The sequence below is a fragment of the Leucobacter luti genome, assembly GCF_019464495.1.
Classification (GTDB): Bacteria; Actinomycetota; Actinomycetes; order Actinomycetales; family Microbacteriaceae; genus Leucobacter; species Leucobacter luti_A.
On record NZ_CP080492.1, the window covers coordinates 2,777,500 to 2,792,074 of the forward strand.

A 14,575-nucleotide genomic window follows, 5' to 3' on the forward strand; every position below is an offset into this window, starting at 1 on the left:
TTTCACTGGGGTGGGGTCTGGGTGAGGTCGGCAATGAAGCGAGGGAGCAAGCGATTAAGGTGCCCGCGATCGGCTGGAGTCCAATCGCGGGTGGCCGCGTCGATCATGGCCATCCCCGCGGCAAACAGCTCGTCAAACGTCGACTGGCCAAGCGCGGTGAGGGTGACGGTCACGGAGCGGCGGTCTTGCTCCTGAGTGCTGCGCAGTAGGAGGCCGGAATCGGCGAGGCGCGCGAGCAGCTTTGAAGTCGAAGGCCTGCTGAGATGTGTTGCTTCGGCGATGGCGCTCGGGGTGGCCGTGCCGCCTTCGCGACCGAGAATGTAGAGCGCACGAACGGCGGTGGGATCAAGCCGAACCGATCTTGAGAGCATCACGCTGCGCTGGAACTCGAGTGAGGTCCAGTGTGAAATGAAGCGCGTGAGCGCGAGCAGCATCGCGCCGGTGTCCGGAGCGTTGGCTTGGTCCTCATCCATGTCTTGAGTGTACGCTCAGTAGTTGCTTCAGGCAACTATGTGTGAAGCAGGGAGATGCACGCATGCCAACGCACTCCGGTGTGCGATTGCGCCGGCATCCTGAGTGAACGGCCAGGCTTCTCCCCTTTCTCTCTCGAGCGATCAGTTCTAGTGTGGAGACATGGCACGCATCATTCTCTTTGGCGGCCACGGCCGCATCGCACTCCTGACCGAGCCGCTCCTCGTCGAGCGGGGGGACCACGTCACAGCGGTGATTCGCAATCCTGATCACGCGGCAGAAGTCGCGGCAACTGGTGCCACACCGCACGTCGGAGACATTGAGCAGCTCGATGAGCATCAGCTCGCCGAGCTCATCGTCGGCCACGACGCAGTGGTGTGGTCCGCCGGAGCTGGCGGCGGTGACCCTGCACGAACACGAGCCGTTGATCAGGATGCCGCAATCCGCACGATGACCGCCGCGGCCTACGCTGGCGTACCACGCTTCGTCATGGTGTCGTACTTCGGCGCCTCGCTCGATCACGGGGTCCCAGAGGACAACTCATTCTTCGCCTACGCGCAAGCGAAGGCCGCTGCCGATGAGCACCTGCGCAGCACCGAACTCGAGTGGACGGTGCTCGGACCGGGCACGCTCACCCACGACGAGGGCACCGGGCTGATCGACACCACCGCACGAGCCTCCGCAACGGTATCGCGCGCAAACGTCGCGTCAGTGATTGCCGAAACGCTTGCTGACCCCGCAACGGTGCGCCGCACCATCCGTTTTATTGATGGGGACACCCCGATCGCGGACGCGATCTCCGGAGCGGCTGCGTGAGCCAATCGACCCCAGTGCAGTCCACCCCGGCGCAGGCGGGGAGCCCACACGCTCGCTCGGCGATCGTCACCGGAGCAGCGAAGGGGCTGGGGCGAGCAATCGCCCGCGAACTCGCGAGCCGGGGCGAACGGGTCGCGCTCTGCGACGTTGACATTGACGGCGCTGCGGACACCGAACAGCTGATCCGCGAGACAGGTGGACACGCTGAAGTGTTCGGGTGCGATGTGAGTGATGAGCCGAGCGTGCAGGCTGTCGTCGCTGCGGTGGCTGAGCGCCTCGGGCCACCACTGATTCTGGTCAACAACGCCGGGGTCTTGCGTGATGACCTGCTCTTCAAAATGCCAGTGGACAACTGGGACACCGTGATGAACGTGCACCTCCGCGGTGCATTTCTCATGAGCCGTGCCGCGCAGGGGTACATGGTCGAGCACGGCTGGGGGCGAATCATCAACCTGTCGAGCACGTCAGCGCTCGGGAATGCGGGCCAGGCAAACTACGCAGCAGCAAAGGCCGGCATTCAAGGGTTCACCAAGACCCTTGCGCTCGAGCTCGGTCGCTTCGGCGTCACCGCGAACGCGGTAGCGCCGGGCTTCACCGTGACCGATATGACCCGCGCCGTCGCGGATCGGCTCGGCATAGGATTCGACGAACTTGTCGTACGCGAGGCCGCGGCCACTGCAGTGCGCCGTGTGGGCACTCCGGAGGACATCGCTCACGCGGTCGCCTTTTTTGCAAGCCCACACAGCGGGTTTGTCTCCGGCCAGGTGCTCTATGTCGCGGGCGGACCGCGCGGCTAAGCCTCGTCGAGCCGGCGCGGGATTTACGACGTCGACGCTGGCCTATCAGGCCACGCGATGGTGCCATCAAACTCGGGATGCCTGCGCAGCCACGCTGCAACGAATGGGCAGCGGGGAATGATGGTGAGGCCAGCGTCACGGGTGCTCTCTAGCGCAGCGGAGACGAGCGTGCCCCCGAGGCCGCGACCCCCGAACGAGGGGTCCACTTCCGTGTGCATGAAATCGCGGACGGTGCCCTTCGCTCGGGTGCGGTACTCCGCAAACCCTGCAATCGTGCCGTCAACGGTGATTGTGAAGCGCGATCCCTGCGGATCGTGTTGGACGTGAATCTGTTCGGACATGTGTTCTCCTGAGAGGAACTGGTGAATGAAGGAAGCGAGACGTGAACACGCGGGACGGTGGCTACTGCTGGCGCGGAATGAGTCGTGCCACGGGCGCAGCGGGGGCTGGCAACGGGGGATCTGGCTCGGGGTGGGGGAGACCGAAGCGCTCTGGGTTGCTCGCGAGGGGCTGCGAGCGTCCGCTCGCCTCGCCTGAGGGATCACTCACGCCAACGGCAGCGAGCTGTGCCTGCCAATCGGCGCGCGCACGCATAATCTCCTCATGGTCGCGGCCGAGGAAATTCCACCACATGATCAGCTGCTCACCCAGCGGTTCGCCGCCGATCAGCAGGAGTCGCGCACCGGCCTCACCCGCCGTGAGGCGTAGCAGGTTGGCTCCGGCTGCTGCGAAGCCGAGTGCGTCTGGCACGAGTTCCAGCGTGGTCGCCGCAGCCACGGCGACGCGTTCGACCGCCACGGATCCGCTGTCTACGAGGATCCCGTGTTCGAAGGCGGGCGCTACGTCGATCTCCAACACGGCGCCTGGCACGAGTTGCAGCTCGGCACCGAGCAGCGGCGAGTGGGTGACGATCGGAGAGGTCGATCCGAGCACTGAACCCAGGAACACCTGTGCGATCCAACCGGGCCCATGCGCCAGCGGCGGCTCGTAGTGAGCAAACGTTGGCGCGACATTGGCCGCGTGTTTCGGGAGTGCGATCCAGAGCTGCGCACCGTGCAGCACCGTGGTGCCGTCCGTGGATCGCTCAGAGTGGCTAATACCGTGGCCAGCCGTCATGAGATTCAGCTCTCCCGGACGCACGAATGCGTGAAAGCCGGCGCTGTCGCGGTGCTCGATCTCGCCGGCAAAGAGCCAACTTACAGTCTGCAACCCGATGTGCGGATGGGCAGGCACGTCCATACCCCCGGTGCGAGAGACGTCATCAGGACCATAGTGGTCGAGGAAGCACCACGCGCCGATGAAGGACCGGGCCCGCTGGGGAAGAGTGCGCCGCACGGTCATCGCGCGCAAGCCGCCGAGCGGCACTTCACGCGGAGCGAGCAATTGCAGCGTGCGATTCGGATCAGTCATGTCCCGTCCTCATTCCGTTGCCTGAAACCGCTGCCCGAATCTGGCGCCGGGCTCGGTCTCCCCCGTCCCTCGCGCAACGAAACAGCTCGCGCCACGTCTCCAGTGTGACACGGAGACGTGGCGCGAGCCAGTGCGCTGCCTGAGCGGAGCAGCCCCGCTCAGGGGGAGGCCGGGAACGGAACTACGCGGTCGCGACCGGGCGGTTCACTGGGGAATCAGGGGCACCTGATGTGAACAGCGTGACAGCGTTCTGAGCCTGGATACGCACGTACTCGATCTCGGTTCGAGCCGAGAAATATGCGATGTGCGGAGTCAGTACGACGTCGTCGCGGCCGAGCATCGGGTGATCGGCAGCAGGCGGCTCGGCCTCGAGCACGTCGAGCGCTGCGCCCGAGAGCTGGCCCGAGTCGAGGGCCGCAGCGAGCGCGTGGTGATCGATGAGCGCACCTCGGGACACGTTCACGAGCACGGATCCAGCGGGCATCGCAGCGAGGAACGCTGCGTCGACCATGTGCTCGGTTTCCGGCGTGAGCGGCAGGTGGAGCGACAGCACATTCGCGCTGCTGCGCACCTCCTCAAGTGAGGTGCGGCGCACCCCGAGCGCGTCAAGGTCCGCTCGGATCTCTGGCGTATCGGGAAGCATCGGGTCGTAGCCGATCACGTCACCGAAGAGCGGGCGCGCGAGGCGGATCAGTTCGCGGCCGATCTTGCCAAGGCCGATGATCCCGAGCGTCGTCTCGCTCATTCGCGGCGGCGGGGTCGCAGCGCGATCGTTCCAGTGTGCCGGGTTCGCTGAAGCCCGATAGAAGGCGAGCTGGCGGCAGCTCGCGAGCAGCAGGGTGAGCGCGTGGGTCGCGACCTCTTCGGTAGCGGCACCAGGCACGTTCGTGACCCAGACGCCGTGTTCGGTGGCGGCTTCGAGATCGACGTAGTCGAAGCCCATCGACATCAGTGCCACGATGCGCAGCTGCGGCATCGCCTCGATCATCTCGCGGGTGACAGTGGCGTAGCCAGGCAGCAGCACAGACGCGTCCTGCGCACCTGCGATGATCTCGGCAGTATCTCGTGTGCCGAGCACACGCACCTCGAAGCCAGCAGCTTCGAGAAGCGCGATCCCGATCGCGGGATCGGTGTCGTCGACGTCGGTGTAGACGGCGACGGGGCGAGGATCGGAAGTGAGGTCGGTCATACGTTATTCCCCCTGCGCGACATCGAAGGCCGCCTGGTCGATGTGAATGAGTTGCAATCCGCCGGCGGCAACAGCAGCGGTCACGGCATCGGAGAGCTCGGAGGCCGTGGTCGCGCGGCGCCCCGTGCCACCGAACGCGTCGGCCACTGCCGACCAGTTGGGCTGCACGAGGTCGACTCCGACAGGCGCGATCCCCGCGTCCAGCTCGTTCTGCTTGATCTCGGCGTACCCACCGTTGTCGACGACGATGACTGTGACGTCTTCGCGCTGCTCCACCACGGTGATGAACTCGTTCATGGAGAACATGAGTGCACCATCGCCCAGCACGGTGAATGCCGGGCGTTCGGGAGCGGCGATACGCGCGCCGAGCGCTGCTGGCAACCCGTAGCCGAGCGTCGCGTACGTCGCCATGTATGGTGTCGAGTTCGGCGTGGAGACCCGCAGCGTGTTGAGCAGGCCCCAGTAAGCGATCTGCGAGGAGTCGGTCGTCACGATGGCGTCCTCGGGCAGTGCAGCCGCAATGACCTCGGCGAGCCTCGTGTTCGACTCGGAAAGCTCAAGCGATTCCGCGCGCACTGCGGCACGGGCCTGGCTCACGGCACCGACGGCACCAGCAAGGTCGCGCGGCTCGCCCTCGCCGAGCGCGGCGGTGAGTGCGGTGAGCGTCGCGGCCGCGTCGCCGACGAGGCCGATGTCTGCGCGGTGGTTCTTCGTGATCTGCGATTCGAGGAGGTCGATCCGAATCACTTTTCCAGTGGCGGCGAGCTCCGAGACCCAGAGCTCAGCCTCTCCCAGCTTTGACCCGACGATCAGGAGCACGTCTGCGTCCTGTGCGACACTGCGGCCCGCTGCGAGACGCAGCGCCGAACCGACGGAGAGTGGATGGTGCTCGTCGAGCACCCCTTTCGCGTTCAGCGTCGTAACCACTGGGGCGCCGACCCGTTCCGCGAGGGCGCGGAGTGCAGCGGACGCCCGGCGAGATCCGCCGCCGGCGAGAATGGCGGGGCGCTGTGCAGCTGTCAGGAGTGTTGCAGCCTGTGCAATCAACGCTGCATCAGCCGTGGGCGCAGGTGCGAAGCTCCGCGGGGCGGTGGCCGCGGCAGCGAGTTCGGTTTCCTGCTCGAGGACGTCGAGGGGGACCTCGATGTACACCGGGCGCGGGCGCGTAGTGGCGAAGAGCTCGAATGCGTCGTGGATCGCAGTGACAGCCTCGTCAGCCGAGGTCACGCGACGGCCCCACTCGACGATTGCGGAGGCAGCGCTGAGCTGGTCTTTCGTCTCGTGCAGTGTGCCGACATCGGCGAACTCGGCGCCAATGGCCGGGCCTGGGGCGATGAGGATCATGGGCCGCGACTCGCAGTAGGCAGTGCCAGCTGCGGAGAGTGCGTTGAGCAGGCCGGGTCCGCTGGTGGTCACGACCACACCGGGAAGTCCGGTCTGGAGTGACCAGCCGTCAGAGCCATAGCCAGCACCCTGCTCGTGGCGGGCTGTCACGGGGCGAATCCCGAGCGCGCCGAGCGGGCGGTAGAACTCGAGGTTGTGCGTGCCTGGGATACCGAAAACGGTGTCGATGCCATAGCCACGGAGAGTCTCCATGACGACCCAGCCGGTCGTGCGCTTAGGTGTGGTCTGCATGATGCTCCTCAAGTTCTGTGCGGTAACAGCAGTGGGTTCAGATGAAAGTGGGCGAGAAAAAACCGGCCCCACCTTGGTGCGGCGGGGCCGGTTGTGAAGGGGAACTAGTCGGTGATGTTGACGGCGGTGGTGTCAGTGCGTGCCGTGAACGAGCCGGTCACCGGTGCAGTGTCGGAGTGCTGCGGTGCGAACCGAACGCCGATCCAGGCGGCGAGTGTCAGCACACCGAAGAACGCGACGACAGACCAGAAGTTGCCACCGGTCCATACGAGCAGGAGCGAGGCAATGGCGGGGGACAGCCCACCCCAGACCGCGGCACCCATGCCGTACGAAAGCGACATTGACGTGTAGCGCGACTGCGGACGGAACATCTGCGCCATGAGCGTTGACAGCGGCGCCCATGCGCCACTCAGAGTGACGCGGATCAGGATCACGAACAGCCAGATCATCGCAATGTTCTTCGACTGAATCGAGAGCACGAGCGGCAGGATCACGAGGAACGAACCGATGATACCGATGTACATGACGGTCTTCGCGCCGATCTTGTCACCGAGGGCAGCAATCGGCAGCGTCACGAGCGCTTCAATCAGTGAGGCAATGGTGAGTGCGCCGAGCATCACCGAGGCATTCAGGCCGATCTCCGGGGTCGCCGCGTAGTTCTGCACGAACGTGGTGGCGATCACGTAGCCGCCTGAAGACATCGCGATGATGAGGAAGCCGAGCAGAATGGGGCTCCAGTTGTTCTTGAGTGCGAACAGCAGCGGAGTCGACTGCTCCTGGCCTTCGACCTTGGCGGCGAACACCGGGGTCTCCTCAACGCGGTAGCGCACCCAGAAGCCCACAGCGATCAGCACGATGCTGAAGATGAACGGCAGACGCCAGCCCCAGCTCATCAGAGCGTCTTCGCCGAGGGCCGAGAGCGCCCAGAACGCGCCAGTTGCCATCAGCGCGCCGAGTGGATTGCCGACCTGCGTGAAGCCGCCGTAGAAGTTCTTCCACTTAGCGGGTGCGCTTTCGACAGCCATCAGGCTTGCGCCGCCCCACTCGCCGCCGACGGCGAGCCCCTGCATCATGCGGAACAGGATGAGCAGGATCGGGCCCCAGATGCCGATCTGGGCGTATCCGGGAAGCAGTCCAACGAGCGTCGTGGCGACGCCCATGAGCACGAGCGTGATGGTCAGGGCTGGCTTGCGGCCGAGTTTGTCTCCGATATGGCCGAAGATGATGCCACCGAGGGGACGCATGAAGAAGGCGACGGCGTAGGTGCCGAAGGACGCGAGCGTAGCGAGCGCAGGATCAAGGTCTTCGGGGAAGAAAACGTGCGGGAAGATGATCGCCGCCGCGGTGGCGTAGACGTAGAAGTCGTACCACTCGATCGTGGTGCCCACGAGAGCGGCCATGCCGCCCTTGAGGGCCCTCCGGTGAGTATTCGGCTCTGCCGAGGTAGTTGTTGACATGTGAGCTCCTTCGCTGGATGCCGGTGTGGCTGGGGGTGAAGTGATCGGGGTGGTGCGTGCAGTGGTGCGGGGGGACACCAGAGCGGGGGCGGATCGGGGCGGCGCAGCGCCGCCCCGATCCGATGCAACTTAGTACACGCGCTCTCCGCCGACCCAGGTCGAAGCAACTGCCACTGCGGCAAGCTCCGGGATTGGGGTGGCGTAAGGATCGCGATCGAGCACGGCGAAGTCAGCGCGCTTGCCGACTTCGAGGCTGCCGAGCTCGTCCTCGCGTCCGAGGGCGCGGGCTGCGGAGATCGTGTGTCCGCGCAGTGCGGTGTCGAGGGAGACCGCGAGGTCGTCGGATCCGAGCTGGGTTCCGCGGCGAGTGATGCGTGACACCGCAGCCTGGATCGCTTCCATCGGGCGCGGATCTGCCACGGGGGCGTCCGAGGAGATCGTCACCGGCACGCCAGCGCGCTCGAAATCGCCGAGCGGGTTGAAGCGCTCGCCGGGAGTGCCGATCGCCTGCTCCACGCCCTCGCCCCAGTTGAAGTGGTGCTGGGGCTGATTGACGGGCATGATGCCAGACTTCGCCATGCGATCAATCTGCTCGAGTGTTGGCAGCCCACAGTGCTCAATGCGGTGCCGCGCATCGCTGTCGGGGCGCTCGGCGAGCGCGGCCTCGATTGCGCTGATGACCATCTCGAGCGCCGTCGGCGACTGGGAATGCGTGGCCGTCTGCAGGCCAACACGGTGTGCCTTCTTGATCAGCTCCGTGTAGTCGCCAGGCTCGTGGTAGAGCTGGCCCGTGCGGCAGGGATCGCCCACATAGCCGTCGGGGAAGTACGCGGTCCAGCCGCCGAGCGTGCCGTCGGAGTAGAACTTGATCCCGGCGAAGCTCAGGTGCTCGTTTCCGAACTGGCCGTGCAGGCCCATCTCAATCGCCTCGTCGAGGAGATGTGAGAGCAGGTACATGCTGACACGCACTTTGAGGTCGCCGGACTCTGCGAGCCGCAGGTACATGTCGAACTCGCGGCGGCTGACCTGGGCATCGCCAATCGTGGTGACCCCGCCCGCGAGGAAGTTCTCCTGGGCGGCCGCGAGTTGCAGTTTGTGCTCGGCAGGCTCGTCCGCGAGATGGAAGTTCGGTCCGTGGTGGCCGATCTTGACGCCTTCGAGGCCCGTCAGGACGTTGCAGGCCGCGTCCGAGAGTTCGCCGGTGAGCTCACCGTCTGCATCGCGGAAGAACTCGCCACCCTTGGGGTTCGGGGTGTCCTTGGTGACGCCATGCAGTTCGAACGTGTAAGAGTTCACCACGCCGCCGTGGCCCGACGCGTTCATGAGGTAGACCTCGCGGTCAGTTGCGACCTGATCGAGTTCCTGGCGCAGCGGGTGGCGCTGCTCAGCGAGATTGCGCTGCTCGTAGCCATAGCCGCGGATGGGGCGGCCTGCCGGCAATGTCTGTGCTGCCTCCTGCAGGAGAGCGACGATTTCGGGGATCGACCCGGCCTTCTCCGGGCCGCAGTCGACCCAGCTCATCATCTGCCCGAGCATCAGCGGGTGTGCGTGGGCGTCAATGAAGCCGGGAACAATCGTGGTGTTGCCCAGGTCGACGAGTTCGGGGGTCATCGCCGACACCTCGGCCGCAGCAGCGCGGCACTCTGCGATGGACCCGACTGCGCGGATCCGATCGCCAATGATGAGGAACGCCTCCGGGGCAGATCCTGCGGCATCGAGGGTGTGGATCTGGGCAGCGGTGACGATGGTCGGCGCCTGAATGGCCGGGGCCTGGGTAAACGCGAGCTTTCGCACGGTGGGAACTCCTTCGTTGTGAATCGATACGAGCGTACGCATGTTCCGAGAGGAAGTGTGACCACATAGCGGTCTACTGTGTTCAGAACAATTATTTTGTCGATCAGAAGTGCCAGAAATCCTGAGTTCGTGTGGAATTGGGGTGTACAGACGCGTTTTTGTCGAACTTAGAGGAAGCGATTCTGGCATGATGGCCAGGTGGACGAATTCGACGAAGACCTCATCCGTGCGTTGCAACTCGATGGGCGGGCGCAGTTCTCCGCCCTCGCGGCGCAGCTCGGAGTGCACCGCACCGTGGTGGCTCAGCGTGTGCACGAACTGCTGTCGACCGAGGAGATCCGCATCCTCGCGGCGGTTCACCCCCGAGCTGTGGGGCTTCCAGTGCAGGTCAACCTACAGTTTCGAATCAGCGGGCCGACTTCGCCAGTGTTTGAGCGGCTGCTCGAATTCACCAATGTCGTGTTCTTGTCCGAGATTAGCGGGCAGTCCCAAGGCGTTGTCGAAGTGTGGGCGGCATCGCTCGACGAGATGGGCCGCTCAGTGCGAGCGATCCAGGCGATTCCCGGAGTGGGGGAAGTGCAGTTCACGATCTATGACCGCGTGTTGCGCCGACTGCGGCTCGGTGAGGATCCGGATCCCACGGAGCTCGCATTCGACTCGTTCGACATTGAGCTGATGGGAGAACTGCAGACCGATGGTCGCTTGACCTTCGGTGAGCTTGCGCGGCGGACGGGGCGCTCTGCCTCGGCGTGCCGGGCTCGAGTGCTGCGATTGCTGGAGTCGGGAGTGATGCGAATCGGCGCGGTCCGCAGCCGGCGCAACGCGACCACCTCGGTGCTTGCGGGTGTGGGAATCATGCTTTCGGGAGATGCCGATGGGCTCGACTCCGCTGAGGAGCTCCTCCTCACGATTCCCACGATTGAGTTCGGGGCCCGCACGCTCGGGCGCTACGGCCTGATCGCCACGATTGCTGCCCGCTCGATTGCGGACTACACAGAGATTGTGCGCACGATCAGGGAGCATCCGAGCGTGTCCCGGGTGGAGACCTGGGTGCACGCGTATGTCTGGCTTGAGCGCTATGAGTGGAGTCTTGATCGCCTGGAGCGATTGCAGGAAGGGTGAGCCGCCGTCGACGGTGGGGCTTCCTACTGCGCCCGGGCGCTGTCTCAGCCTGACGCGCGCGGGATGAGGGGGGAGGGGACGGTCCAGCGCACCGGAGAGGTCGGGCGTTCACTGTCGAGGAGATCGAGCATGAGCTCGGCGCAGCGGCGTCCGAACAGCCGGGGCTGGAGATCGATGGCCGTGATGGGGGGCGTGTGGAATGCCATCATCGGGCTATCGACGCCCGACACGAGGCGCACGTCGGTGCCGAGCGACTTTCCGAGACTCCGAAGGATGCCGGCGATTCGCATGGCAATCCCGTCTCCCGCGGCGAACACGGCGTCGCAGCCAGACTTCGCGTCGAAGAAATCCGCGAGATCGCGCACCAGCTCCTCATTCGTGTCATGGATGCTGACGGAGGCGATCCGGGGGGTGACGCCGCGTTCAGCGCACCATGCGAGGTACCCGCGCTCGAGCTCCACTGACCATTCGGACACGCGCTCGATCTGCAGTAGCCCGGGGCGCCGAGAGCCAGCGGTGAGGAAGCGATCGTAGATGAGTCGCACGGTCTCCTCGTTGGGGGACTCGACGAGGCCCCAGGGTGAGCCTGCTTCTGGCGGTGGGCGGTCGCCGGTTACGGTGGGGAGATTCTGTGACAGGATCTCCGCGACGCCCGGGTCGTCGCTATGCGGTTCGATGAGAATGAAGCCGTCAACGCGAGGGAACGCGTCAGCGCGACGCCCGTGCGCGACGTTGGGGAGCAGTGTCACCGAGCTGCCTTCGAGGTGGAGCGCCTCGGCAATGCCGGTGGTGACCTCCGAGTAGTAGCCGAAGTGCACAGCCGTGCTCGGAAGATAGAGCCCAATTGCGCCGACTTTGGCCTGGCGCAGGGCGCGGCCGACCGGGTTCGGGCGGTAGCCGAGACGTGCGGCGGCCTCAAGTACTCGGTCGCGCGTGCGCTCGGATACGCCCGGTTTGCCATTTAGCGCGAGTGAGGCGGCCGCGGTCGACACCCCTACGTCACGCGCAACATCGGCGAGTGTGGTGGGGGACATGGGGCTCCGGTGGGGTGTGGGGCGCTCGAACAGGTGAGGCCTGCGCGAGTTGCCGATTCTCTGGACTCAATGCTATCGTGCACTTAATCGATTTAGCTAAATCGATTAAGTGACGTATTCGGGAGTCCTCGAGCACAACGGAGTCAGGAGACCAGGTGGAGCAGATCGCACTCGCATTCGTTGGCGGGCACGTCTTTGACGGGAGCGGCGCGGACCCCGTGATCCTCGATGTCGGCGTGCTGGGCGATCGCATTGTCGCAGTTGGCGAAGCTGACGTGGCGGCCCGCACCGGCGCTGACACACGGGTGATCGACCTCACAGGTAAACTCCTGCTCCCCGGCATTATCGACTCGCACGTGCACCCGATCGAGGGCGGGCTCGAGCGACTTGGCTGTGACCTGTCCGGCGGGTGGACCCGCGAGGACTACCTGGAAACCGTGAGCGCCTACGTCGCAGCACACCCAGATACAGAGTGGATTCTCGGTGGCGGCTGGCAGATGGCTGCATTCCCTGGTGGCTTCCCGCTGGCGGCCGATCTCGATGCGATCTGCTCCGATCGGCCGATGGCGATTTCGAACAGGGATCACCACAGCACGTGGGTCAACAGTGAGGCACTGCGGCGCGCTGGGATCACACGGGACACCCCAGATCCAGCCGACGGGACGATCGAGCGCGATAGCGATGGTCACCCGACCGGCACGCTGCATGAGGGAGCGCGCATGCTCGTGCTCCGGCTCGCCCCCGAGCCCACCGCAACGGACATGCGCGCCGCGCTGCTCGCCGCGCAGGAGTACCTGCACGCCTTCGGAATCACCGCCTGGCAGGACGCCCTGATTGGTGACTACGGCAACCATAGTTCGCAGGAGGTGCACGTGTACCGCGCTGCGTTTGACTCGGGCGAGCTCCATGCTCGGGTCAACGGCGCACTCTGGTGGGACCGCGAGGGTGGAGCTGAGCAGATCGCCGAGCTCGAGGCCGTTCGTGCTGAGCACCAGGGTGACGACTTCCGACTCACAACGGTCAAGATCATGCAGGACGGCGTGGTGGAGAACAAGACGGCAGCGGTGAGCGCGCCCTACCTCGCCCCCGGCTGTGCATGCGGGGACGCCTCCGACACTGGGATCTCGTTCATCGAGCCAGCTGAGCTCGCGCGCATCGTCACCGCGTTCGACGCCCGAGGGGTGCAGCTTCACTTCCATGCGATCGGAGATCGAGGCGTGGCCGAGTGTCTCGATGCCGTCGCGGCAGCACGCGCGGCGAACGGAGACACCGGTCCGACGCACCACATCGCCCACCTCCAGGTGGTACGCCCTGCAGATCTGCCCCGATTCGCTGAGCACCGCGTCGCGGCGAACATGCAACCGCTCTGGGCCTCCTACGATCCGCAGATGGTGGATCTCAACGTGCCGCTTATCGGCGCTGAACGAGCCGGGTGGCAGTATCCCTTCCGGAGCATTCTCGAGCACGGCGGCCAACTGGTCGCGGGATCTGATTGGCCTGTGACCACCGCGGACCCGTGGCTCGGGATGCACGTCGCCGTGAACCGGCAGCACCCGGACGGACACCCGGATCGCAACGCCCGTGTATTTGTGCCCGAGCAACGGCTGGAACTCGGCGAAGCACTGCGCGCCTATACACGCGGTGGGGCGGAAATCAACGGCTGGGATCACGAGCAAGGGGCGATCGTACCTGGCGCGATCGCCGATCTCGTGATCGTGGACCGAAACCCGTTCCTCGGGCCGATCGAGGAGATTGCAGCGACCACGACCGTCGAGACCTTCTCGCGCGGCCGATCGGTGTACCGCGCAGCTCAGGCGTCCTAGCTTCGCACTCCCGCCCTCTTTCGTCCCCGCACCACTTCCATACTCACGTCACATCCACCCCCATCCGCATGCATTGGAGCATCGATATGACCCGTTTCGCCCAGTTCTCACATCGCACTCGTCCCGTCACCGCGAGCGCAGCAGTCGTCGTGGCTGCCGGCCTCGTATTCGGACTCGCAGCTTGTGCCCCGCAAGCTGTGGAACCCACCGCTGATCGCCAGAGCGGCGTCGATGTCACGGAGCTCACCATCGACACGAGTGCAGCTGCGCTGCTCCCGAAGGACGTGGCCGAGGCGGGCACCCTCGTCGTCGGCGTCGACCCCACCTATGCGCCGAACGAGTTCAAAGATCCGAACGGCGCCCCCATCGGCTGGGAGATCGACCTGATCGATGCCGCGGCAGCCAAGCTCGGCCTCACGACGGACTACCGGGTCGCGAAGTTCGACAACATCGTGCCGAGCATCCTCGGCGAGAAATACGACCTCGGTCTTGGCGGCTACTACGACACGAAGAAGCGACAGGAAACGCTCGACATGATCGACTTCTTCGCGGCAGGCAACCAGTTCGCAGCCCCAGCGGACGCTCCGATCACCGACGAACTTGACGCGTGTGGCCTGAAAGTCGGGGCCCAGAACGGCGGCTCCGCCGCACTTGAGTATCTCCCGGCGCTGCAGGACCGCTGCGCCGACGCAGGCGAGGGAGCCATTGAGGTGCTGGGGTACGAGACACAGGACGAGCAGACTGCTGCACTCAAGCTGGGTCGCATCGAGGCCATGGTCTCCGATTCACCAGTGACAAGCTACGCCGTGAAGCTGAGCGAGGGCGAGTTTGTCGCGTCCCCAGTGTTCGATCAGATTCTCTCGGGCGCACCGGTCAACAAGGATCGCGGCGAGTTCGCCGAGGCCATGCGCTCTGCCATCCAAGGTCTGCTGGAAGACGGCACCTACAGCGAGATTCTCGAGTACTGGGGCGTTGAAGCGGGCGCAATCGACGAGATCACTATCAACGCGTCTGAGCAGTAGTGAGC

Annotated in this window: 13 protein-coding genes; 5 read left to right on the forward strand and 8 right to left on the reverse strand. The window is 65.2% G+C overall.

The window, feature by feature from the left end; translation table 11 throughout:
• Nucleotides 1-2 precede the first annotated feature (2 nt).
• Nucleotides 3-473: a MarR family winged helix-turn-helix transcriptional regulator gene (locus K1X41_RS12430; RefSeq protein ID WP_220174755.1), complete on the reverse strand. Its 471-nt coding sequence runs from the start codon at nucleotides 471-473 to the stop codon at nucleotides 3-5.
• 160 nt (nucleotides 474-633) lie between these two features.
• Between K1X41_RS12430 and K1X41_RS12435 the strand changes: the two genes are divergently transcribed.
• A complete protein-coding gene (locus K1X41_RS12435) occupies nucleotides 634-1,287 on the forward strand; it encodes an SDR family oxidoreductase (protein WP_220174756.1) in 654 nt (217 codons plus the stop codon).
• Nucleotides 1,284-2,084 carry an SDR family oxidoreductase gene (locus K1X41_RS12440; protein WP_258566544.1) on the forward strand — a complete coding sequence of 267 codons (801 nt, stop codon included), beginning with the start codon at nucleotides 1,284-1,286 and terminating at the stop codon, nucleotides 2,082-2,084. The genes K1X41_RS12435 and K1X41_RS12440 overlap by 4 nt, the downstream gene beginning before the upstream one ends.
• 23 nt (nucleotides 2,085-2,107) lie before the next feature.
• Here the strand turns inward: K1X41_RS12440 and K1X41_RS12445 are convergent, their stop codons facing one another.
• From K1X41_RS12445 to K1X41_RS12470, 6 genes are all read right to left on the reverse strand, one after another.
• Nucleotides 2,108-2,425 carry a GNAT family N-acetyltransferase gene (locus tag K1X41_RS12445; RefSeq protein WP_132201897.1) on the reverse strand — a complete coding sequence of 106 codons (318 nt, stop codon included), beginning with the start codon at nucleotides 2,423-2,425 and terminating at the stop codon, nucleotides 2,108-2,110.
• Between the two features lie 61 nt (nucleotides 2,426-2,486).
• Nucleotides 2,487-3,494 (reverse strand): pirin family protein, encoded by a 1,008-nt coding sequence (locus K1X41_RS12450; RefSeq protein ID WP_220174757.1) that lies wholly within the window; start codon nucleotides 3,492-3,494, stop codon nucleotides 2,487-2,489.
• A gap of 181 nt (nucleotides 3,495-3,675) precedes the next feature.
• Nucleotides 3,676-4,683 (reverse strand): C-terminal binding protein, encoded by a 1,008-nt coding sequence (locus K1X41_RS12455; RefSeq protein WP_220174758.1) that lies wholly within the window; start codon nucleotides 4,681-4,683, stop codon nucleotides 3,676-3,678.
• 3 nt (nucleotides 4,684-4,686) lie between these two features.
• On the reverse strand, nucleotides 4,687-6,318 hold the full coding sequence (locus tag K1X41_RS12460; RefSeq protein ID WP_220174759.1) for a thiamine pyrophosphate-binding protein: 1,632 nt from the start codon (nucleotides 6,316-6,318) through the stop codon (nucleotides 4,687-4,689).
• 104 nt (nucleotides 6,319-6,422) lie between these two features.
• Complete coding sequence (locus K1X41_RS12465) at nucleotides 6,423-7,775, reverse strand: MFS transporter (RefSeq protein WP_132201905.1); 1,353 nt, start codon at nucleotides 7,773-7,775, stop codon at nucleotides 6,423-6,425.
• Nucleotides 7,776-7,904: 129 nt separating this feature from the next.
• Complete coding sequence (locus K1X41_RS12470; protein WP_132201907.1) at nucleotides 7,905-9,569, reverse strand: amidohydrolase; 1,665 nt, start codon at nucleotides 9,567-9,569, stop codon at nucleotides 7,905-7,907.
• A gap of 198 nt (nucleotides 9,570-9,767) precedes the next feature.
• Between K1X41_RS12470 and K1X41_RS12475 the strand changes: the two genes are divergently transcribed.
• Nucleotides 9,768-10,691 carry an Lrp/AsnC family transcriptional regulator gene (locus K1X41_RS12475; protein WP_132201909.1) on the forward strand — a complete coding sequence of 308 codons (924 nt, stop codon included), beginning with the start codon at nucleotides 9,768-9,770 and terminating at the stop codon, nucleotides 10,689-10,691.
• A gap of 44 nt (nucleotides 10,692-10,735) precedes the next feature.
• Here K1X41_RS12475 and K1X41_RS12480 read toward each other — a convergent pair whose 3' ends face one another.
• Complete coding sequence (locus K1X41_RS12480; RefSeq protein WP_220174760.1) at nucleotides 10,736-11,725, reverse strand: LacI family DNA-binding transcriptional regulator; 990 nt, start codon at nucleotides 11,723-11,725, stop codon at nucleotides 10,736-10,738.
• Between the two features lie 155 nt (nucleotides 11,726-11,880).
• Between K1X41_RS12480 and K1X41_RS12485 the strand changes: the two genes are divergently transcribed.
• On the forward strand, nucleotides 11,881-13,548 hold the full coding sequence (locus K1X41_RS12485) for an amidohydrolase (protein ID WP_133615604.1): 1,668 nt from the start codon (nucleotides 11,881-11,883) through the stop codon (nucleotides 13,546-13,548).
• Nucleotides 13,549-13,634: 86 nt separating this feature from the next.
• A complete protein-coding gene (locus K1X41_RS12490) occupies nucleotides 13,635-14,570 on the forward strand; it encodes an ABC transporter substrate-binding protein (protein ID WP_220174761.1) in 936 nt (311 codons plus the stop codon).
• Nucleotides 14,571-14,575: the final 5 nt, after the last annotated feature.